Genomic DNA, 21,811 nt, shown 5'->3' with positions numbered 1-21,811 from the left:
TGTTCTCAATACAAAAGTATAATATTCATTCGAGAATGAAGGTATTTTTATGAATTTTCATCACTAACTATTTTAACCTAACCCCAAAAAGCAATGAAAAGGAGTATATTTTTATCAATTATTTTAAGTTTGTTTCTGGTTGCCTGCATTCCACAGGCAATGGCACAAAAACAGAGCCGCTTGGAAAAGCTGCTAAGGTATCTGAACGATAATGACGCCGACAAATGGCAGAAAAACCGTGATAAGATAGATGACGAGACGCAAACCTATTATGCCGAAGAACTGGCATTGTTGGACGTTCTCAACGAATTGTGGAACAAACAAAGTGAGCAAGCCGCCACCAACTATTTCGGCTGCTACGAACAAGCTATGAAAGCTTATTTTCCGAATATCTGCGAAGAAGAGAAAATACAGCTTTCCAACGTACAAGACAAAGCGGAACAGGCTGTTATCTCCATCTTAGAAGCATCGAAAGAGCAGATTCCCTTTAGCAAGACATTGATGGACAGCATCCAGTCAAGCGGCTATCCGGCAGACTCCGCCCTCTTGCAAAAGGTGCGGGACATCCGCGAACTGGCCCTACTGGAAGGGATGCTGAAAACACCTGCGCTGAACATCTATCAAACGTATATCTCGGAATATCCGAACGGCAAGTTTATCTCTCAAATCAACACTGCGGAAAACAAACGGCTTTATCAGATCGTAAAGAGTAATCCGACCTCTGCGAATTTTAAAGCATTCTTTGATAATGCCGCCATGCAGAAATTCTTCACTGATAAAGATACACGTCCCTTCCTTTCGGAAGTCCGCACATTATACGACGATTTTCTGTTTCAAGGAATTGACAGCCTCCGGGAGAAAGGAAATGCAACAGCTATCCGACAGATCATTGACGACTATAAGCAATCACCTTACCTGACTTCCACAGCACGTACGCACCTGGATGACCTTGAATATCTTAGTGAAAAAGCTGATTTTGAGCTTTTAAAACCTGCCATTGTCAGTTCCGAATCGTTAAGTATGTTGCAGGATTTTCTTTGCACACACAGATACAAGGAATTTCGCGACCAGGCCAACGCACTGCGGGCACCTTTTATTCTGCAAACAATCATATCCACCCCTACTTCCGTGAAATACTATAATGGAGGGCGATTGATAAAGTCTGCGGAAAACGACAGTACAGGAACCACCTCGACCACTTATTCGTATGACGATAAAGGACAGCTCGTCTCCACCCTGGCACTTACCATGAAGAACGGGCAGCCAAGTAATGAAATACAGACGAATAGATTATACGACCCGCAAGGTCACTGCATCTTTGAGGTACAAACGAATCCGAAAACCAAAACGGATCTCTACCGGCGGACACGCCGCATCGGTACCGATGGAAGTATTGAGAGTGATTCGCTCAAGTATGCAGACGGAAGAGTCGTCATAAGCTCCTACAATAAACAGGGATTATTGACCGAAACCAAAGAATATAATAAGAACGGAGAACTTCAGTCCTACACCGCCAACAAATATGATGATAAAGGAAGATTGGTTTCATCCCAACATCAAAACTTGCTTTTTGCCAATTCTCCAGATCAGGTTATTTCACAAAAAGATGCTTATGAATACGATAAATACGGTTATCTGTCGCAGATTGTCTACCAACGGATTTTGGGTAATAACCAAAAAACGTCCGGATGCCTGACTTGCCTGTATGATAAATACGGGAACCGGATTGACGGCAATTCTTATTATGAATATGACAATACGGGCCAATGGATCTGCCGGACCAACCGCGATCACCCGAAAGAGGTGGAACGTATACAGTACATTTACAAATAAAGTAAGATGCTGTGAACATTTTGCAGAAGGCTTCTGTTATTATAGTATAACAAGCCAATTAAAACTTGTAACATTATGAATACTATATTAATGTCTTTAATTATGATGACCATGACTTACGAAATGCCTAAACTTCCTTACGCAAACAATGCGTTGGAACCTGTAATCAGTCAGCAAACAATAGATTTCCATTACGGAAAACATCTACAAACGTATGTAAATAATCTGAATAGCCTCGTACCCGGAACAGAATATGAAGGTAAAACGGTAGAAGAAATCGTTGCAACCGCACCGGACGGAGTTATATTCAATAACGCCGGACAAGTATTGAATCACAATCTGTACTTCCTGCAATTTGCCCCGAAACCCTCAAAGAAGGAACCGTCAGGCAAACTGGGAGAAGCCATCAAACGTGACTTCGGTGGCTTTGAAAACTTCAAGAAAGAATTCAACGCAGCAGCAGTCGGATTGTTCGGTTCAGGATGGGCCTGGCTATCCGTTGGGAAAGACGGTAAACTGAAAATCACGAAAGAAGCCAACGGCAGCAATCCGGTACGTGCCGGTTTGAAACCGCTTCTCGGATTTGACGTTTGGGAACACTCCTATTATCTGGATTATCAGAACCGCCGCGCCGACCACGTAAATGCCCTGTGGGACATCATCGACTGGGATGTGGTTGAAAAAAGAATGTAACCGGATTTACTAGCAAAACTATACTTATGAAAAAGGTCGTTGTGTTTTCACAGCGACCTTTCTTACAGACTAAAAAAAACAAACTTTTATTGTATATCAAACGCATTAGTTGTATTTTTGCAACCCATAAACTAGCATAACAAACAATTATGGTACTATATAAAAGAAAAGAGATACGATATATTGTCTCCATTGCCGTTCTTCTTTTCTTCCCCCTTTTCTGCAACGCTGCCGCCACAGAAGAACCAGAGGAAGAGATCCTGTTCATTACCTCATACAATTCTGACACTAAATATACCTACGATAACATCAGCACATTTATAGAAACCTACACCCAATTGGGAGGAAGATACTCGACCATTGTAGAAAACATGAATGCGACGGATTTAACGCAGGCGCACCAATGGAAAAAAACATTAACCGATATTTTAGACAAACATCCGAAAGCTAAATTAGTGATTCTTTTGGGTGGTGAAACATGGAGCAGTTTCCTTCATCTTGAAGATGAGAAATATAAGCAGCTTCCTGTTTTCTGCGCAATGGCTTCACGCAACGGCATCCGTATTCCGGAGGATTCAATCGATATCCGAAACTATAATCCTGTAAGCATCGACTTAACGGAACGGATGAAGGAGTACAACGTAAAATACTGTGATACATACGAATATAACATCAGCAAAGATATCGAAATGATACAGGATTTCTACCCGGACACAGAGCACCTGGTATTTGTATCGGATAATACCTATAACGGACTTGCCGAACTGGCATGGTTCAAGAAAAACCTGCAACATTTCCCGCAGTTATCCATCACCTATATTGACGGCCGCATCCACACACTCGATATGGCTGCCAATCAATTGCGCAATCTTCCCAGAAACACAGCAATGCTTCTTGGTATCTGGAGAATTGACAGCCGGGGAATCACTTACATGAACAACTCCGTTTATGCTTTTTCCAAAGCCAATCCACTCCTGCCTGTGTTCAGTATGACTTCCACCGCAATAGGCTATTGGGCCATCGGAGGATATGTCCCGCAATATGAAGGAGTGGGAAAAAATATGGGAGAATATGCTTACCGCTTTTTAGACCAGAAGGAAACGGGTATCAGCAGCATCAATATCTTACCCAACCGATATAAATTTGACGCGAAGAAACTAAAGGAATGGGGATTTGAAAACAAGAAGTTGCCTGTCAACTCAATGGTTATCAATCAGCCTGTCCCCTTCTTTGTAGCATACAAGACAGAAGTGCAATTTATCCTGATTATCTTCCTCGTATTAGTAGGAAGTCTGATGATTTCCCTGTATTACTATTACCGGACGAAAATCCTGAAAAATCACCTCGAAAGAACCACGCAACAATTGCGGGAAGATAAAGAGAAACTGGAAGAGTCTGAAATCGAATTACGCGACGCCAAAGAGCGCGCCGAAGAAGCTAATCAATTAAAAAGTGCTTTTGTCTCGAATATGAGCCATGAGATACGGACACCTTTAAACGCAATTGTCGGTTTCTCCAGCCTGATTATCGGTTCGGTAGAGCAGAATGATGAATTGAAAGAATATGCGGATATCGTCCAGACTAATTCCAATTTATTGCTCCAACTGATTAGCGATGTACTGGATATATCACGCCTGGAATCAGGAAAGCTGCAATTCAACTATGAATGGTGCGAGCTGGTGAACCATTGCCAGAATATGATTACTCTCACCAACCGGAACAAGACAGTGGATGTAGACATCAAACTCCAAATGCCTAAGGAGCCTTACATGCTCTACACGGACCCGTTGCGTCTGCAACAGATTATTATCAACCTGCTGAATAATGCCTTGAAATTCACTCCTGCCGGAGGAAGTATCACGCTGGATTATGAAGTGGACGAAGAAAAGCAATGTATGCTGTTCTCGGTGACAGATACCGGCACGGGAATCCCCGAAGATAAACAGGAACTCGTATTCCAACGCTTTGAAAAGCTGAATGAATTCGTGCAAGGTACAGGGTTGGGACTGGCTATCTGCAAACTGACCATCCAATATATGGGAGGTGATATATGGATTGACAAGAGTTACAAAAATGGTGCCCGATTTATCTTTTCTCATCCCATCAAAAAACAGGAATCAACAGAAAAATGAAAAAAAATCGACTGATTTAGTGTTTTTCTGTTTCTTTTTCGCTTACTTTGCTCCCGTAAAGACAAAGGGGTGCCCCATGAGGGGCTGAGATTATACCCTAGGAACCTGAGGCAGTTAATACTGACGTAGGGATTGTGTTTCTTCTTATCGCCTTTCCATTTAAGCACGCTCTTTGTATTTACTTTCAACTTATTTATTCTGATAGGACAATGAAAGTACAAGTGAACAACAAAGAGGTGGAAATGACTCCTGCTTCTACCCTTACGCAACTGACAGCACAGCTCGAACTTCCGGTTCAAGGCATTGCTATCGCCGTAAACAACAAAATGATTCCCCGTATCGAATGGGAGTGTTTCATTCTACACGAGAACGATAACCTGGTGATTATCAAAGCGGCTTGCGGAGGATAAGGAGATGATTAGTCTACAATTTATCACGCATCAGACCGAACGGTATTCGTACCTCGAATCGGCACGTATGGCACTCGAAGGCGGATGCAAATGGATCCAGCTACGTATGAAAGACGCTCTTCTCGAAGAAGTGGAAGCAGTAGCCCTGCAACTGAAGCCGCTTTGCAAAGAGCACGAAGCAATCCTGATTCTGGATGACCACGTCGAACTGGCCAAAAAGCTGGAAGTGGACGGTGTGCATCTAGGCAAAAAGGATATGCCTATCGACCAGGCCCGCCAAATACTTGGTGAAGCCTTTATTATCGGCGGCACTGCAAACACTTTCGAAGATGTCGTACAACACTATCGTGCCGGAGCCGATTATCTCGGCATCGGTCCTTTCCGGTTTACTACCACTAAAAAGAATCTAAGCCCTGTACTGGGTTTAGAGGGCTATTCTTCTATTCTTTCACAGATGAAGGAAGCGAATATCGAAATCCCCGTTGTAGCTATCGGAGGAATCACTTTTGAGGATATTCCTGCCATACTTCATACAGGAGTAAATGGAATAGCCCTGTCAGGAACTATTCTCGGAGCAGATAATCCGGTAGAAGAAACACGTAGAATCATTGAAAGTGATTTATAATTTGTCAAATGATAAATGGGATTTTTTAGGCACGGATTACGCTGTTGCTTTATGCAATCATATTTCTAAAACCGTGAAATCCGTGTAATCCGTGCCTAAAATGACAATATCCCGCAGGGAAACCTTGCCGGGGCGCTACGCCCCTAAATTAGCATTTAAATAATCAACTAAAATATATAGAATGGAAAAGTTAGTAATTGCGGGACGCGAATTTAACTCCCGTCTTTTTCTAGGAACAGGAAAATTCAATTCCAATGAAGTAATGGAACAAGCTATTCTGGCTTCGGGTACGGAAATGGTAACTGTTGCCATGAAACGAATCGACATGGATAACAAAGAGGACGACATGATGAAACATATCATTCATCCGAATATTCAGTTATTGCCCAACACCTCCGGTGTACGTAACGCGGAAGAGGCTGTTTTCGCCGCGCAACTGGCTCGCGAAGCCTTTGGAACAAACTGGCTGAAACTGGAAATTCATCCAGACCCGCGCTATCTGCTCCCCGACTCTATCGAAACACTGAAAGCTACGGAAGAACTGGTGAAACTGGGCTTTATCGTGTTACCTTATTGTCAGGCTGACCCTGTACTCTGCAAACGGCTGGAAGAAGCAGGCGCAGCTACCGTTATGCCGCTCGGTGCCCCCATCGGTACGAACAAAGGATTGCAGACAAAAGAATTCCTGCAAATCATTATCGAACAGGCAGGTATCCCGGTGGTAGTGGATGCCGGTATCGGCGCGCCAAGCCATGCTGCCGAAGCAATGGAACTGGGAGCTTCCGCTGTATTAGTGAATACTGCAATAGCCGTTGCCGGAAATCCGGTAGAAATGGCTAAAGCATTCAAAGCAGCTACAGAAGCCGGAAGACAGGCTTACAAAGCAGGATTAGGATTACAAGCCGTCGACTTCGTAGCAGAAGCAAGTTCACCTCTAACGGCTTTTCTTGATTAAAACAAATAAACTATGGAACAAAAAATAAAATTCCCCCGTTCGCAGAAAGTCTATTTACCCGGTAAACTTTATCCGAATATCCGCGTTGCCATGCGGAAAGTGGAGCAAGTGCCCAGTGTCAGCTTTGAAGGCGAAGAAAAGATAGCAACACCAAATCCGGAAATATATGTATATGATACCAGCGGACCGTTCAGTGATGCGGAAATGAACATTGACCTCAAAAAAGGACTGCCCCGCATGCGTGAAGAATGGATCGTGAGTCGTGGTGACGTGGAACAGTTGCCTGAAATTACTTCGGAATACGGACAAATGAGAAGAGATGATAAAAGTCTCGATCACTTACGTTTCGAACACATCGCCCTGCCCTATCGCGCTAAAAAAGGGGAAGCAATCACCCAAATGGCGTATGCCAAAAGAGGAATTATCACTCCTGAAATGGAATACGTAGCGATCCGCGAAAATATGAATTGTGAGGAACTGGGAATTAAAACTCACATTACCCCCGAATTTGTTCGTCAGGAGATTGCGGAGGGACGTGCTGTACTACCGGCCAACATCAACCACCCGGAAGCTGAACCGATGATTATCGGACGTAACTTCCTTGTAAAAATCAATACGAACATCGGAAATTCGGCTACTACCTCCAGCATTGATGAAGAAGTGGAGAAAGCACTGTGGAGCTGTAAATGGGGTGGAGACACGTTGATGGATCTTTCCACAGGAGAAAACATCCATGAAACACGTGAATGGATTATCCGCAATTGTCCCGTACCGGTAGGCACTGTTCCTATTTATCAGGCACTTGAAAAAGTGAATGGCATAGTGGAAGACCTCACCTGGGAAATCTACCGGGACACATTGATTGAACAATGTGAACAAGGGGTAGATTACTTTACCATCCATGCAGGGATTCGCCGTCATAATGTTCATCTTGCCGATAATCGCTTGTGCGGCATTGTCAGCCGTGGAGGAAGTATTATGAGTAAATGGTGCCTCGTACACGATCAGGAAAGTTTCTTATACGATCATTTTGACGATATCTGTGATATTCTGGCACAATATGACGTAGCCGTGTCATTAGGTGACGGACTTCGTCCGGGTTCTATCTACGACGCAAACGATGAAGCGCAGTTTGCCGAACTCGATACCATGGGAGAGCTGGTGCTCCGTGCCTGGGATAAAAATGTTCAGGCATTTATTGAAGGCCCCGGACACGTTCCGATGCATAAAATTAAAGAGAACATGGAACGTCAGATTGAAAAATGCCATGACGCCCCTTTCTACACGCTCGGCCCGTTGGTGACGGATATTGCTCCCGGATACGACCATATCACTTCTGCTATCGGTGCCGCACAAATCGGATGGTTGGGGACGGCTATGCTTTGTTATGTCACCCCGAAAGAACACCTTGCCTTACCTGATAAAGAAGACGTACGCGTAGGAGTAATCACTTACAAGATAGCCGCTCATGCCGCTGACCTGGCAAAAGGACACCCGGGTGCACAGGTACGCGACAACGCATTGAGTAAAGCTCGCTATGAGTTCCGCTGGAAAGACCAGTTCGACCTATCTCTCGATCCGGAACGGGCGCAGACCTATTTCCGCGCAGGACACCATATCGACGGAGAATATTGTACGATGTGCGGACCTAATTTCTGTGCAATGAGATTGTCACGCGATTTAAAGAAAAGCACTAAAAGCAACAAATAATGAGTGGGGAGAAACAAAACGTCAGGCCACTGACCTACCCTCTCCCCTCATTTTAATTTTCAATTTTTAATTTATAATTGAATAAAATGTTCTCAGACGAATTAGAAAAAATATCCTGGGAAGAGACGACAAAAGCCATCTATTCCAAAACAGATGCTGACGTACGCCGTGCGTTGGGTAAAAAAGAGCATCTGGATGTCAACGACTTTATGGCGCTGATTTCACCTGCCGCCACTCCTTATCTGGAAGTGATGGCACGCCTTAGTCAGAAATATACAATGGAACGGTTCGGTAAGACAATCTCTATGTTTGTACCGCTCTACCTGACTAATTCATGTACCAATTCCTGTGTCTATTGCGGTTTTCACATCAGCAATCCGATGAAGAGAACGATATTGACAGAGGAAGAGATTGTCAATGAATACAAAGCCATCAAACGGTTGGCTCCTTTTGAGAATCTACTGCTTGTAACCGGTGAAAACCCGGCCGCAGCAGGTGTTCCATACATTGCCCGGGCGTTGGATTTGGCAAAGCCTTATTTCAGCAACCTGCAAATTGAAGTAATGCCTCTTAAAGCGGAAGAATACAAGGAGCTAACCAATCATGGCCTGAACGGAGTGATCTGTTTTCAAGAGACTTACCATAAAGCAAATTACAAAACGTATCATCCAAGAGGTATGAAGTCAAAATTCGAATGGCGTGTAAACGGCTTCGACCGCATGGGACAGGCAGGTGTACACAAGATTGGTATGGGTGTCCTGATCGGCCTGGAGGAATGGCGAACCGACGTAACGATGATGGCTTATCATCTGCGTTATTTGCAGAAGCATTACTGGAAAACGAAATACAGCGTAAACTTCCCGCGTATGCGCCCATCTGAAAACGGCGGATTCCAGCCGAATGTAGTCATGAATGACCGAGAACTCGCCCAACTTACATTCGCCATGCGAATCTTCGACCATGATGTAGATATCTCTTATTCTACCCGTGAGAGCGCAGAAATCCGAAACCACATGGCAACACTTGGCGTAACCACAATGAGTGCGGAAAGTAAAACTGAACCGGGAGGATATTTCAGTTATCCTCAAACCCTGGAACAATTTCACGTAAGTGATGAGCGAAAGGCGGTTGAAGTGGAACGTGATTTGAAAAAACTGGGTCGTGAACCCGTCTGGAAAGATTGGGATCAGTCTTTTGATTTTAAAAGATAAACAGATGCGATACGACAGACAAATTATACTTCCCGAAGTCGGAGAAGAAGGTCAGAAGAAACTGCAGGAAGCCAAAGTGCTTATTGTAGGCATGGGAGGGCTGGGCTCTCCCATCGCCCTCTACCTGACAGGTGCAGGTGTGGGATGCCTGGGACTGGTAGATGATGACTTGGTAAGCATCACCAACCTACAACGACAAGTGCTCTATTCCGAAAAGGAATTAGGTAAACCAAAAGCTATCTGTGCTGCGGAACGGCTCTCCGCTCTCAACAGTGAAATCGAAATACACCCCTACGCTGCCCGGCTGACGAAAGACAATGCGTATGATATCATTCAGGAATATGATATAGTGGTGGATGGCTGCGACAACTTTGCCACCCGCTACCTGATTAACGACATTTGCATTGAACAGAAAAAGCCCTACGTATATGGTGCTATCTGCGGTTTTGAAGGACAGGTTTCTGTGTTCAACTACGGAAATCAAAAGAAAAACTACCGGGATCTTTATCCCGATGAAGAAGAAATGCAACGGATGCCTCCTCCGCCCAAAGGAGTGATGGGGGTTACTCCTGCCATTGTAGGGAGCATTGAAGCTACGGAAGTATTGAAAATAATCTGTGGCTTTGGTGATGTTTTAGCCGGCGAACTATGGACAATTGACCTGCGGACACTGCAATCTAACAAATTTTCACTATAAAGGTTGGTTTCTGACATAGTTAATTAGTAACTTTGCTAAACAATCCAATTTTAACAAAAGAAATGAAACTAATTGTAGTTACCACCCCTACTTTCTTCGTCGAAGAAGATAAGATTATTACCGCTCTTTTCGAAGAGGGGCTGGATGTCCTACATCTTAGAAAACCGGAGACTCCGGCTATGTATTCGGAACGGCTATTGACACTTATTCCGGATAAATATCACCGTCGCATCGTTACACATGAGCATTTTTATCTAAAAGAAGAATTCAACCTGATGGGAATTCACCTGAATGCGCGTAACCCCAAAGAACCGCATGATTATTATGGTCATATCAGTTGTTCCTGCCATTCAGTGGAGGAGGTAAAAAACAGAAAGCACTTTTACGACTATGTTTTTATGAGCCCTATCTATGACAGTATCTCTAAAGTGAATTACTATTCAACATACACTGCCGAAGAGTTACGCGAAGCACAAAGAGCCAAGATTATCGACTCGAAAGTGATGGCATTGGGAGGTATCAATGAAGACAATTTATTGGAGATTAAGGATTTCGGTTTCGGAGGGGCTGTCGTCTTAGGAGATCTCTGGAATAGATTCGACGCTTGTCAGGACCAAAATTATTTAGCCGTAATCGAGCATTTCAAAAAGCTGAAGAAACTATCAGATTAATAAATATAACCGATCATAAAACTAACTGGTTATGCTTCCTCATTTTATCCAATAAGAGAAGTGTTTTTCCCAATCATGAAATATTAAAAAGCCGTTGCGAATTACCTTCTGCAACGGCTCTCTATTTTTTCAGTGTTTTCTTATCAGAACTTATATCCTACAACAATAGAAAAGTTCATGTTTTTAGGATTACCAACTTTTTGTACGTCAACTAAACCGAACTGACCTTCCAAGCCTGCAATGATTTTACCAAATTCCAATGCAACTCCTACACCAAGACCTGCATCAAAACGCTTCAAAGCATCGTCACCAAACGTATCTTCCTTATACTCTACATTACCCATATCCATTTTCGATTTTCCTGCAATTCCACATGCCAAATAAGGACCTGCATTAACCACAAGATTAGTATTGTCTGCAACATTAAAACGAGCAGCAGCCATTACAGGTAATTCCAAATAATAAGCGTTGATAGTCAATTCATCTTTTTTGGCACCTTTGCTAGTCAGGTATAATGAAGGCTGCAATGACCATGTATCATTAAAAGCATATTCAAAACCTCCACCAAGTTTGAAACCAATCTTAGCATTCATATCAGTATCTCCAGTGTAATTACTGATGTTCATACCTACCTTGGCATTCCAACCTGTAATTTGAGAAAAACCTGCTACTGAAATCAGCGCAAATAAAACAAACAAAACACTCTTCTTCATAATTTTAAAGTTTTAAATTAATACTAAAGGTTTTTATTGACCTTATTGTTTAACAATGCAAATGTATAATTGTAATTTGTATTAAACAACTTTTTCGTTAACAAGTGCGTAATTTATAGAGATTATACATAAAAAAAGGGAATTCCCTATTTTTGAGAACTCCCTTTCCTATTTTGTTGAATTACTTTTCTTCTTATCAGAATGCGTAGTGGAAACCAATTGAAAGGTCTTCGCTAGTAAGTTGAAGACCAAAAGAATCTCCAAGAGTGTTTATATTTCTACGATATCCCAGGAAACCATACTTGGCAATAAAAGAGAAGTGATCATTCAATTTAACAGCAATACCCGGTCTAAGTCCCACTTGTCCTGCTTTGCTAGTGTCTCCGTCTTTAACTTTCACGAAACCAACAGCAGCAGTTCCGTCCAAGAACAAACGAACAGCGCCTGTTTCGCAGTAAGACCAACGAATGTACGGAGCTACAAATACTGAATTTTTAGTCACTCCTCCATCATAATTATGTGAATAGTCTAATTCAGCACCCAGCGCCCATGTTTCATTAAAGTTGTATCCGATTTCCGGAGCAATTTTAAAAGAAGTAGTGTTGCCTGTGCTGTTACGCCAAACGTTCAAAGATCCGCCTACGTAAATGTCTTGTGCTTTTACAGCGATAGTTGCTAACATCACAACTACCAATAATAAACCCTTTTTCATTTTCTTTGTTTTTTTAATTAAACGTTAGACCCCAATTCGGTCGATTGATTTCTGGGTGCAAATGTAAAGCAGTTTTTATGAACAAACAAACATTTAGTTAGTTTTTTATAATAAACACCAAATAAATGTTTAACGGAGACTCTGTACATCATATTATATAGCAACACAAAATTCTTGCTATCGATTCTTATTCAAATATATTGCATGTAGTGAGTGTTGTCATACCATAATAAGCCAAAGGATTTAAGAAGTAATGAGGACTGTTTCTTTAAGATTTAGTATCTTTGACGGGTGGTAAGCCTTTCAGCCATCAGACACAGACGCGTTTGACTGACATTGTATAGTGTAAAATGCTTCGTTATTATGAAAGTAAAGGCAATAAAACAGTTAGTTTAAACGATTGGGTATGTCAATAGAAATAAAGTATTTCGAGAACAGAAAAGATTGGCGAAAGTGGTTGAATGACAACTTTGAGATTGCCAATGAAGTTTGGTTTGTATTTCCCAGCAAGTCTTCAGGCGAAAAAAGTATCACATACAACGACGCTGTTGAAGAAGCTCTTTGTTTCGAGTGGATTGACAGTACAATAAAATCGCTCGACAAAGAACATAAAATTCAGCATTTCACACCCAGAAACCCTAAAAGTACCTATTCGCAAGCTAACAAAGAAAGACTTAAGTGGCTATTGGAAAATAAAATGATACACCCCAAATTTGAGGATAAAATACGAAATGTATTATCTGATCCTTTCATTTTCCCCAATGATATAATTGAAAGATTGAAGGAAGATAAGACAATATGGGAAAATTATCTCCATTTTTCCGACGCATATAAACGTATCCGAATTGCATACATTGAAGCAGCCAGAAAACGACCTGAAGAATTTGAAAAGCGATTAAACAACTTTATCAATAAAACGAAAGAAAATAAAAAAATCAGAGGATTTGGCGGAATAGAGAAATACTATTCATCCCAACTAAAAATCAATGATAATCTAAAATAAAATAGGCTGCAAATACTTTCACAAGTATTTACAGCCTATTTATCAGATAGTTAAGTACCTAACCAGCGTATTTGACTATCCTTCTATCGCTGCTTGGGCCGCAGCCAGTCTGGCAATCGGCACTCTAAATGGAGAACAACTAACGTAGTTCAAACCTACCCGGTGACAGAACTTCACAGAAGAAGGCTCACCACCATGTTCACCACAGATACCACATTTCAAATCCGGACGGATAGCACGGCCTTTTTCTGTCGCCATACGTACCAGCTGTCCCACACCATTCTGGTCGAGAACCTGGAACGGGTCTACTTTCAAAATCTTCTTTTCCAGATAAACAGGAAGGAAAGAAGCTATATCATCACGAGAATAACCGAAGGTCATCTGCGTCAAGTCATTTGTACCGAATGAGAAGAACTCGGCAGAAGAAGCAATACGGTCGGCAGTCAAAGCAGCACGCGGGATCTCGATCATTGTACCTACTTTGAAGTCAATACTATCTCCTACTTCCTCAAACAATTTCTTAGCTTCCGAGCGAATCACATTTTCCTGCTCCTTGAATTCATACAAGATACCGGTTAACGGAACCATGATTTCCGGATGAGTTTCCACTCCTTCTTTCTTCAGTTCCAATGCAGCACCCAAAATAGCACGTGTCTGCATTTGAGTAATTTCAGGATAAGTATTTCCTAAACGGCAACCACGGTGACCCAACATCGGGTTATGTTCACACAGTGATTCTACACGTTGCTGGATATATTGCAGGCTTACACCCATCGTATCCGCCATTTCTTGCTGTCCCTTCAAATCGTGAGGAACAAACTCATGCAAAGGAGGATCGAGCAAACGAACGGTTACCGGGCAACCAGCCATTGCTTTAAAGATACCTTTGAAGTCTTCTTGTTGATATGGAAGAATCTTAGCCAATGCTTTCCGACGTCCTTCTGCATTTTCGGCCAGGATCATTTCACGCATTGCTTTGATCTTTTCGCCTTCGAAGAACATGTGTTCTGTACGGCAAAGGCCGATACCTACCGCACCGAAGTTACGTGCAACTTCCGCATCATGAGGAGTATCCGCATTGGTACGTACCTGCAAACGAGTATATTTATCAGCCAGTGTCATCAATTCGGCAAAGTCGCCGAAAAGCTCTGCAGCTTTCGTTTCTACCTTACCATTATATACTACACCTGTACTTCCGTTCAAAGAGATATAGTCACCTTCTTTCAGTAATACACCGTCAATCTCTACCGTACGGTTTTTATAATCAATGTTCAATGCACCTGCACCCGATACGCAGCATTTACCCATACCACGAGCCACAACAGCCGCATGAGAAGTCATACCGCCACGAGCCGTAAGAATACCTTCGGCAACTGCCATACCGGCCAAGTCTTCCGGAGAAGTTTCGATACGAACCATCACCACACGTTTACCGGCAGCATGCCATTCGGCAGCGTCATCAGCGAAGAATACGATCTGACCGGTTGCAGCACCCGGAGAAGCTGGAAGACCACGGGTCAACACTTTGGCTTTCTTCAAAGCATCCTTATCGAATACAGGGTGGAGCAATTCATCAAGTTTATTCGGTTCCACGCGCATCAAAGCAGTCTTTTCGTCGATCATACCCTGACGGAGCAAGTCCATAGCAATCTTTACCATGGCAGCACCTGTACGCTTACCATTACGTGTCTGGAGGAACCAGAGTTTACCTTCCTGTACGGTGAACTCCATGTCCTGCATATCTTTATAATGATTTTCCAGTTTAGTCTGAAGAGCATCCAATTCTTTATAGATTTCCGGCATTGCCTCCTCCATTGAAGGGAATTTCGCAGCACGAACATCTTCGGTAACGCCAGCCAATACAGCCCAACGTTGAGAACCAATCTTAGTGATCTGCTGTGGAGTACGGATACCTGCCACTACATCTTCACCTTGTGCGTTAATCAGGTATTCACCATTGAAAAGGTCTTCGCCTGTACCGGCATCTCGTGAGAAACAAACACCTGTAGCCGATGTATCACCCATATTACCGAACACCATAGCCTGTACATTGACAGCTGTACCCCATTCATCAGGTATACCTTCCATCTTACGATAAAGAATAGCGCGTTCATTCATCCATGAATCAAATACAGCACAGATAGCTCCCCAAAGTTGTTCGTATGCACAAGTCGGGAAATCTTTTCCGGTCTGTTCTTTTACAGCGGCCTTGAATTTCTTTACGAGTTCCTGCAAGTCTTCCACTTTCAACTCGTTATCCAGTTCTACCCCTTTCGCTTTCTTCACCTCTTCGATGATAGCTTCGAACGGGTCAATATCATCTTTATTGGTAGGCTTCATGCCCAACACAACGTCACCGTACATCTGTACAAAACGACGATAAGAGTCCCATGCAAAACGTGCATTACCCGTTTTACGGATAATACCTTCCACCACTTCATCATTCAATCCGAGGTTCAGGATCGTATCCATCATACCCGGCATAGATGCGCGTGCACCGGAACGTACAGATACCAACAAAGGATTTTCAACATCACCGAATTTAGATTTCATCAACGCTTCCACATGAGCGATCGCTTTTACAACTTCATCTTTCAGCAACTCAACCACTTTATCACGTCCTAACGTATTGTATTCCGTACAAACATCTGTAGTTATTGTGAATCCGGGAGGGACAGGAATTCCGATTAAATTCATTTCAGCAAGGTTGGCTCCCTTACCACCGAGCAAATTCTTCATGTCAGCCTTTCCTTCTGCCTGACCATTACCAAAGGTATAAACTCTTTTTTTATCCATAATATTGTGTTTAAAGTTACATTATGACTTTTTTCTGTTCGCAAATCTAAGGATATTTCGCAAACTTGAAAACTTTTTGCGAAAAAACTTTCTATCAAAATGCAATTTCGACATTACAATCCGGAATATTTCTGTATACCCGAATTTTTTCCAAAAAAAATACCTACTTTTGCAAAGTAATTATTAGACTGGTGTAAAAGTGGCAAGAAAGAAAAAAGAGCTTCCCTTATTGGAGAAGGTAACAATCATGGATGTGGCTGCCGAAGGAAAAGCCATCGCAAAAGTAAACGACCTGGTGATTTTTGTTCCCTATGTAGTGCCGGGTGATGTTGTAGACCTGCAAATCAAGCGTAAAAAGAATAAATATGCCGAAGCTGAAGCGGTGAAGTTTCACGAGCTGTCGCCCAATCGCGCTGTTCCTTTCTGCCAACATTATGGCGTATGCGGTGGCTGCAAGTGGCAAGTGCTCCCCTATTCAGAGCAGATCAGATATAAGCAAAAGCAAGTGGAAGATAATTTGAGACGTATCGGAAAGATCGAACTTCCCGAGATTTCTCCGATTCTCGGTTCTGACAAAACGGAGTTCTACAGGAACAAACTGGAATTCACCTTTTCAAATAAGCGCTGGTTGACAAACGAGGAAGTTCGTCAGGACGTGAAATACGATCAGATGAATGCGGTAGGTTTCCACATTCCGGGAGCATTCGACAAAGTACTGGCTATTGAGAAATGCTGGTTGCAGGATGATATATCCAACCGCATCCGGAACGCAGTACGTGACTACGCTTACGAACACGATTATTCTTTCATCAATCTGCGCACACAGGAAGGTATGCTGCGGAATATGATTATACGCACATCTTCCACAGGGGAACTGATGGTAATCGTCATTTGCAAGATTACAGAAGATCACGAAATGGAACTGTTCAAGCAATTACTCCAATTCGTAGCGGACTCTTTCCCCGAAATCACTTCGCTTCTATACATTATTAATAATAAGTGCAACGATACCATCAACGATTTGGACGTTCACGTATTTAAAGGGAAAGACCACATCTTTGAAGAAATGGAAGGCTTGCGTTTCAAGGTCGGCCCGAAATCATTCTATCAGACTAACTCGGAACAGGCTTATAATTTATATAAGATAGCCCGTAACTTTGCCGGATTAACAGGAAACGAACTGGTATATGACCTTTATACAGGAACAGGAACAATTGCCAATTTCGTTTCACGCCAAGCCCGTCAGGTGATCGGTATCGAATACGTGCCGGAAGCTATTGAAGACGCAAAGGTGAATGCAGAAATCAATGATATCAAGAACGCAATTTTTTATGCCGGTGATATGAAAGATATGCTGACGCAGGATTTCATCAATCAGCATGGGCGCCCCGACGTAATCATCACAGACCCTCCCCGTGCCGGTATGCACCAGGATGTGATTGATGTCATTTTGTTTGCGGAACCGAAACGAATTGTATATGTTAGTTGTAATCCTGCTACTCAAGCGCGGGATCTGCAATTACTGGATGAAAAGTATAAGGTGAAGGCTGTTCAACCCGTAGATATGTTCCCTCACACTCACCACGTAGAAAATGTGGTGTTGCTGGAACTTCGATAAAGAGTTCACCACAGATTAGCACAGATTATAATAATCAGTAATAAAAATCTGTGTTAATCTGTGTAATCTGTGGTGAAAAATAAATTCTCAAAAGAAAAAAGAAATGAAAAAAAGACCTAGAAGAACTCCTGCTGAAAAAGCACGTGCTCAATATACCAATTATGCAGTCAAAGAGCCCATGGAATTAATGGAGTTCCTGGCTGCCAAGATGCCGGATGCAAGTCGCACGAAATTAAAATCGTTGTTAAGCAAGCGGGTCGTGTTTGTTGATAATGTGATAACCACGCAATTCAACTTTCCCCTTGAAGCAGGCATGAAAGTGAAAATCAGCAAGCAAAAGGGAAAGAAAGAATTTAATAACAGATTGCTGAAGATTGTATATGAAGACGCCTATATCATTGTCGTCGAAAAGATGCAAGGACTTCTATCCGTCAATACGGAGCGTCAGAAAGAGCGCACTGCCTACACGATACTGAATGAATATGTGCAACGCTCCGGACGTCAATTCCGTGTGTTTATCGTTCACCGCTTAGATAGAGATACTTCCGGTTTGATGATGTTTGCCAAAGATGAAAAAACGCAGCGGACGCTACGCGACAACTGGCATGAGATAGTGACCGACCGCCGATATGTAGCCGTAGTGGAAGGTAGTATGGAAAAAGACTATGATACGGTCGTTTCCTGGCTGACTGATAAAACGCTTTACGTAAGTTCCAGTGAATATGATGACGGTGGATCAAAATCTATTACCCACTATAAGACAATCAAACGCGCTAACGGATATTCTCTGTTGGAACTCGATTTGGAAACTGGCCGAAAGAATCAGATTCGTGTACACATGCAGGATTTAGGCCATCCTATTATCGGCGACGGAAGATATGGAAGAGAAGATTCTCCCAACCCTATCGGACGATTGGCACTCCATGCCTTCAAACTTTGTTTCTATCATCCGGTAACGGGAGATTTAATGGAGTTCGAGACGCCTTATCCGGCGGAATTTAAGAAGTTGTTTTTGAAAAAATAAATTCCTATATTCAAAAAACAAAGCCAGAATCATGATTGACTCTGGCTTTATTTTTAATCTTTATCACTGTTTTATTGACGACGCATATAGAATGGTTGTCCATCTATTCTATCCCTAAAATCCCGCCAATTATTATACCATGTTCCACTAAAAGTTCTATCGGTAGCTTCCGCACCCCAAATATAGGCATAAGTGCCATCACCATAAAAATATAATTCCATTGAATTATATCCTCCATCAATCCATCTCCACTCAAAAACCAAATAATTCGGATCACCGGCAGAACCAATTGTTCCTTGATTTCTCGCGTTAAAAGTCATAAGCGTACCTCTTCCCCAGGTATATGCCCCGAAATCAATCTCTTCATTCGTATACCACTCACCAGGCAGATTAAATTCTGTCTCGTCTTCACTTTCACACGAAGTAAAGCCAAGCAATAAAGTCAGCATCATCAAGATACCCGCATATCTCTTTATCATTTCCATAATTCTCTAGTTTATTGCGTTTATTAATACAAAATTAGCGTTTTTTATTTACTATACATTACAAGCCACAAGTTTTTTGTACCTTTGCAAAGATAATATTAAAATTTCCACATGAAACTTCTTTGGCTTGATTTAAATAGTTCGTACGCTCATTCTTCGTTGGCATTACCTGCCTTACATGCCCAAATAGCAAATAATACAGACATTGAATGGTGTACCGTCTCCGCTACGATCAATGAAAACACTGGCAGTGTCGTCAATCAAATCTACCGCCATCAACCGGATATCATTGCAGCTACCAATTGGCTATTCAATCATGAGCAACTCCTGCACATCGTTTCACGCGCAAAAGCATTACTACCTCACTGCTGTGTTATACTCGGAGGTCCCGAGTTTTTAGGAGATAATGAAGCTTTCTTATATAAGAACAAATTTGTAAGCGGAGTGTTTCGCGGAGAAGGCGAAGAAGTATTTCCATTATGGTTAAAAGTGTGGAATCAGCCAAGAAAGGAATGGAAATCAATCACAGGACTTTGTTACCTGAATGAATCAGGAGAATATCAGGACAACGGACTTGCCCGTGTCATGAACTTTTCTGAATTGGTTCCTCCCGAAAAAAGCCGTTTCTTCAATTGGAGCAAACCATTTGTGCAGTTAGAAACTACCCGGGGATGTTTTAACACCTGTGCTTTTTGTGTCAGTGGAGGTGAAAAGCCAGTTCGTACCTTATCTCTCGAAGCAATCAAAGAACGTCTCGACGTGATACACGAACACGGAATCAAAAACGTGCGAGTACTGGATCGTACTTTCAATTACAATAATAAACGGGCAAAAGAGCTATTAAACTTATTCCGCGAATACCCGGACATCTGTTTCCATCTGGAAATTCATCCGGCACTACTTTCCGATGAACTCAAACAGGAATTAGCCACTCTGCCTAAAGGTCTGCTGCACCTGGAAGCCGGTATCCAAAGCCTTCGGGAAAACGTGCTTGAACAAAGTCGAAGAATAGGAAAACTCTCCAATGCTTTGGCCGGACTCCATTATCTATGTTCACTTGAAAACATGGAAACTCATGCCGACTTGATAGCCGGACTCCCACTCTACCATCTATCAGAGATTTTCGACGACGTCCGTACCTTAACCGAGTATGGCGCAGGAGAAATCCAACTGGAATCCCTGAAATTACTTCCGGGCACCGAAATGCGAAGAAGAGCGGACGAGTTAGGTATACAGTACTCTCCACTTCCTCCATACGAAGTACTCCAAACCCGTGAAATCACGGTAGATGAATTACAAACAGCCCATTATATGTCCCGCCTGTTAGACGGTTTCTATAACACTCCTACCTGGCGAAATATCACCCGTATACTAATTTTGGAGAACCCCCATTTTATACATGACCTACTCGACCATCTGGTCCGGACAGATGTCATCGACACTCCTCTTAGTCTGGAAAGAAGAGGATTAATCCTTTATGATTTCTGCAAGAATCATTATCCCGACTACCTGACACAAGTCAGTATTGCATGGATAGAAGCAGGTATGTCATTAAAAAAAGCTCCGGCAGAAAAAGTAAGAACCAAAAGACAGTTACCTCCTGAAAGTTGGGAAGTAGTATACGGTGCATACCGTGAAAATCTACGACTATGTTTCCTCCCTGTCGATGAAGAAGGACATGGCTACTGGTTTGGCTTTGAATCGGAAATTCAGAAGATACAACCCGTTTTCAAAGCTAGAACACTATCATAAACAAAAGAAAAGTATTCCCATATTATGTGAAATAATTACTATTCACTAATCGTTCAAAGCAGCATATCCTGTTTTTCACCGTCCATACAATAAACTTTACTAGCACAGTGTATGGACATTCGGAAATATCAATTGAATATTCTTTGTTTATTATTGTTCCCCTTATCCGCAGCAGGGCAAGAATGGAGCAAACAGGACTCATTGAGACTTCAGCAAATGTTGGAATCCGATCAGGAAATCAAGATAAACAGAAAGCTGATCGAAAAAGTAGAGCAAAAAATGTACTCTCGAAAACCATTTGTAGATTTTGATCCCACACTACCCACTTTAAAATCTTCCACAATCTTTTCGAAACCTTCTATTCACACATACAAGATGTTCCAAAAGCCAGGTTCCACCTTTTTACCCACTTATTCCTGGCTAAGAATAAACAAGAATCTTATTCTGCATAGTAAAAGCGACTTTGCAGAAAATTCCAATCATTTCCATATCCAAAGCCAAATGGAATATAAATTATCCTCCAGATGGTCTCTCGACATATATGGTTCACAAAACCTCGATACCCGAAGATACCGAGGGCTTCCCTCCGAAGTGGAACCAACCAAATTGGGAAGTAATGTCGTTTTCAAAATAAATAAAAACTGGAAAATCAAAACAGGGATGCAATACCAATATAATGCTATACGAAAAAGATGGGAATGGATACCTCAAGTTAGTGTTTCATACGAATGGTAAATCCTATTGATAATTGAGGATCGAAAAGTTTTAGAA

General features: G+C 42.2%; 19 protein-coding genes and 1 riboswitch. Of the genes, 15 read left to right on the top strand and 4 right to left on the bottom strand.

The features are described 5' to 3' along the window. Positions 1–93 precede the first annotated feature (93 nt). The 10 genes from BSAG_RS11400 to BSAG_RS11445 all read left to right on the top strand — a co-directional run bounded on the left by BSAG_RS11400 (position 94) and on the right by BSAG_RS11445 (position 10,937). A complete protein-coding gene (locus tag BSAG_RS11400) occupies positions 94–1,833 on the top strand; it encodes a hypothetical protein (RefSeq protein WP_008770634.1) in 1,740 nt (579 codons plus the stop codon). Positions 1,834–1,908: 75 nt separating this feature from the next. Next, entirely contained in the window at positions 1,909–2,526 is a 618-nt protein-coding gene (locus BSAG_RS11405) for a superoxide dismutase (RefSeq protein ID WP_008770633.1), read from the top strand. 149 nt (positions 2,527–2,675) lie between these two features. Next, a complete protein-coding gene (locus tag BSAG_RS11410) occupies positions 2,676–4,658 on the top strand; it encodes an ATP-binding protein (protein WP_004313162.1) in 1,983 nt (660 codons plus the stop codon). A gap of 55 nt (positions 4,659–4,713) precedes the next feature. Next, a riboswitch (TPP riboswitch) is annotated at positions 4,714–4,807 on the top strand. Positions 4,808–4,867: 60 nt separating this feature from the next. Further along, the gene (gene thiS, locus BSAG_RS11415; RefSeq protein WP_008017057.1) at positions 4,868–5,068 is read left to right on the top strand and encodes a sulfur carrier protein ThiS; all 201 of its coding nucleotides are present in this window, start codon (positions 4,868–4,870) and stop codon (positions 5,066–5,068) included. Between the two features lie 4 nt (positions 5,069–5,072). After that, positions 5,073–5,693 carry a thiamine phosphate synthase gene (locus BSAG_RS11420; protein ID WP_004313164.1) on the top strand — a complete coding sequence of 207 codons (621 nt, stop codon included), beginning with the start codon at positions 5,073–5,075 and terminating at the stop codon, positions 5,691–5,693. A 181-nt stretch (positions 5,694–5,874) separates the two neighbouring features. After that, positions 5,875–6,648: a thiazole synthase gene (locus BSAG_RS11425; protein ID WP_004313165.1), complete on the top strand. Its 774-nt coding sequence runs from the start codon at positions 5,875–5,877 to the stop codon at positions 6,646–6,648. 12 nt (positions 6,649–6,660) lie between these two features. Beyond that, positions 6,661–8,358 (top strand): phosphomethylpyrimidine synthase ThiC, encoded by a 1,698-nt coding sequence (thiC, locus tag BSAG_RS11430; RefSeq protein ID WP_008017054.1) that lies wholly within the window; start codon positions 6,661–6,663, stop codon positions 8,356–8,358. Positions 8,359–8,444: 86 nt separating this feature from the next. Next, on the top strand, positions 8,445–9,569 hold the full coding sequence (gene thiH, locus BSAG_RS11435) for a 2-iminoacetate synthase ThiH (protein WP_004313167.1): 1,125 nt from the start codon (positions 8,445–8,447) through the stop codon (positions 9,567–9,569). Positions 9,570–9,573: 4 nt separating this feature from the next. Next, on the top strand, positions 9,574–10,266 hold the full coding sequence (locus BSAG_RS11440; protein WP_008770632.1) for a HesA/MoeB/ThiF family protein: 693 nt from the start codon (positions 9,574–9,576) through the stop codon (positions 10,264–10,266). Positions 10,267–10,328: 62 nt separating this feature from the next. Continuing rightward, positions 10,329–10,937: a thiamine phosphate synthase gene (locus BSAG_RS11445; protein WP_004313169.1), complete on the top strand. Its 609-nt coding sequence runs from the start codon at positions 10,329–10,331 to the stop codon at positions 10,935–10,937. A 143-nt stretch (positions 10,938–11,080) separates the two neighbouring features. On the opposite strand, the gene BSAG_RS11450 is transcribed toward BSAG_RS11445, so the two are convergent. Together BSAG_RS11450 and BSAG_RS11455 are read right to left on the bottom strand one after the other, a co-directional pair. Next, a complete protein-coding gene (locus BSAG_RS11450; RefSeq protein ID WP_004313170.1) occupies positions 11,081–11,650 on the bottom strand; it encodes a porin family protein in 570 nt (189 codons plus the stop codon). Positions 11,651–11,846: 196 nt separating this feature from the next. Then, positions 11,847–12,362, bottom strand: a complete 516-nt coding sequence (locus tag BSAG_RS11455) for an outer membrane beta-barrel protein (RefSeq protein ID WP_004313171.1) — start codon at positions 12,360–12,362, stop codon at positions 11,847–11,849. Between the two features lie 406 nt (positions 12,363–12,768). Between BSAG_RS11455 and BSAG_RS11460 the strand changes: the two genes are divergently transcribed. Then, positions 12,769–13,365, top strand: a complete 597-nt coding sequence (locus tag BSAG_RS11460; protein ID WP_004313172.1) for a YdeI/OmpD-associated family protein — start codon at positions 12,769–12,771, stop codon at positions 13,363–13,365. A gap of 75 nt (positions 13,366–13,440) precedes the next feature. On the opposite strand, the gene ppdK is transcribed toward BSAG_RS11460, so the two are convergent. Continuing rightward, positions 13,441–16,161, bottom strand: a complete 2,721-nt coding sequence (gene ppdK, locus BSAG_RS11465) for a pyruvate, phosphate dikinase (protein ID WP_004313173.1) — start codon at positions 16,159–16,161, stop codon at positions 13,441–13,443. Between the two features lie 247 nt (positions 16,162–16,408). Here ppdK and rlmD point away from each other — a divergent pair, with 247 nt between their 5' ends. Beyond that, on the top strand, positions 16,409–17,779 hold the full coding sequence (gene rlmD / locus BSAG_RS11470; RefSeq protein WP_254306432.1) for a 23S rRNA (uracil(1939)-C(5))-methyltransferase RlmD: 1,371 nt from the start codon (positions 16,409–16,411) through the stop codon (positions 17,777–17,779). Positions 17,780–17,882: 103 nt separating this feature from the next. Then, on the top strand, positions 17,883–18,803 hold the full coding sequence (locus tag BSAG_RS11475) for an RluA family pseudouridine synthase (RefSeq protein WP_004312314.1): 921 nt from the start codon (positions 17,883–17,885) through the stop codon (positions 18,801–18,803). 71 nt (positions 18,804–18,874) lie between these two features. Here the strand turns inward: BSAG_RS11475 and BSAG_RS11480 are convergent, their stop codons facing one another. Beyond that, positions 18,875–19,288: a hypothetical protein gene (locus BSAG_RS11480; RefSeq protein ID WP_004313297.1), complete on the bottom strand. Its 414-nt coding sequence runs from the start codon at positions 19,286–19,288 to the stop codon at positions 18,875–18,877. Positions 19,289–19,399: 111 nt separating this feature from the next. Here BSAG_RS11480 and BSAG_RS11485 point away from each other — a divergent pair, with 111 nt between their 5' ends. Both BSAG_RS11485 and BSAG_RS11490 read left to right on the top strand, forming a co-directional pair. Beyond that, positions 19,400–21,040, top strand: a complete 1,641-nt coding sequence (locus BSAG_RS11485; RefSeq protein ID WP_004312791.1) for a B12-binding domain-containing radical SAM protein — start codon at positions 19,400–19,402, stop codon at positions 21,038–21,040. A 111-nt stretch (positions 21,041–21,151) separates the two neighbouring features. Continuing rightward, positions 21,152–21,775 carry a DUF4858 domain-containing protein gene (locus BSAG_RS11490; protein WP_004312789.1) on the top strand — a complete coding sequence of 208 codons (624 nt, stop codon included), beginning with the start codon at positions 21,152–21,154 and terminating at the stop codon, positions 21,773–21,775. Positions 21,776–21,811: the final 36 nt, after the last annotated feature.

Source organism: Bacteroides sp. D1 (genome assembly GCF_000157095.2).
Classification (GTDB): domain Bacteria; phylum Bacteroidota; class Bacteroidia; order Bacteroidales; family Bacteroidaceae; genus Bacteroides; species Bacteroides xylanisolvens.
This window is presented reverse-complemented; position numbering and strand designations above follow the sequence as displayed.

Coding starts and splice junctions, on each gene's coding strand:
- BSAG_RS11400 (WP_008770634.1), top strand. CDS start 94: ATGAAAAGGAGTATATTTTTATCAATTATTTTAAGTTTGTTTCTGGTT.
- BSAG_RS11405 (WP_008770633.1), top strand. CDS start 1,909: ATGAATACTATATTAATGTCTTTAATTATGATGACCATGACTTACGAA.
- BSAG_RS11410 (WP_004313162.1), top strand. CDS start 2,676: ATGGTACTATATAAAAGAAAAGAGATACGATATATTGTCTCCATTGCC.
- thiS (WP_008017057.1), top strand. CDS start 4,868: ATGAAAGTACAAGTGAACAACAAAGAGGTGGAAATGACTCCTGCTTCT.
- BSAG_RS11420 (WP_004313164.1), top strand. CDS start 5,073: ATGATTAGTCTACAATTTATCACGCATCAGACCGAACGGTATTCGTAC.
- BSAG_RS11425 (WP_004313165.1), top strand. CDS start 5,875: ATGGAAAAGTTAGTAATTGCGGGACGCGAATTTAACTCCCGTCTTTTT.
- thiC (WP_008017054.1), top strand. CDS start 6,661: ATGGAACAAAAAATAAAATTCCCCCGTTCGCAGAAAGTCTATTTACCC.
- thiH (WP_004313167.1), top strand. CDS start 8,445: ATGTTCTCAGACGAATTAGAAAAAATATCCTGGGAAGAGACGACAAAA.
- BSAG_RS11440 (WP_008770632.1), top strand. CDS start 9,574: ATGCGATACGACAGACAAATTATACTTCCCGAAGTCGGAGAAGAAGGT.
- BSAG_RS11445 (WP_004313169.1), top strand. CDS start 10,329: ATGAAACTAATTGTAGTTACCACCCCTACTTTCTTCGTCGAAGAAGAT.
- BSAG_RS11450 (WP_004313170.1), bottom strand. CDS start 11,650: ATGAAGAAGAGTGTTTTGTTTGTTTTATTTGCGCTGATTTCAGTAGCA.
- BSAG_RS11455 (WP_004313171.1), bottom strand. CDS start 12,362: ATGAAAAAGGGTTTATTATTGGTAGTTGTGATGTTAGCAACTATCGCT.
- BSAG_RS11460 (WP_004313172.1), top strand. CDS start 12,769: ATGTCAATAGAAATAAAGTATTTCGAGAACAGAAAAGATTGGCGAAAG.
- ppdK (WP_004313173.1), bottom strand. CDS start 16,161: ATGGATAAAAAAAGAGTTTATACCTTTGGTAATGGTCAGGCAGAAGGA.
- rlmD (WP_254306432.1), top strand. CDS start 16,409: ATGGATGTGGCTGCCGAAGGAAAAGCCATCGCAAAAGTAAACGACCTG.
- BSAG_RS11475 (WP_004312314.1), top strand. CDS start 17,883: ATGAAAAAAAGACCTAGAAGAACTCCTGCTGAAAAAGCACGTGCTCAA.
- BSAG_RS11480 (WP_004313297.1), bottom strand. CDS start 19,288: ATGGAAATGATAAAGAGATATGCGGGTATCTTGATGATGCTGACTTTA.
- BSAG_RS11485 (WP_004312791.1), top strand. CDS start 19,400: ATGAAACTTCTTTGGCTTGATTTAAATAGTTCGTACGCTCATTCTTCG.
- BSAG_RS11490 (WP_004312789.1), top strand. CDS start 21,152: ATGGACATTCGGAAATATCAATTGAATATTCTTTGTTTATTATTGTTC.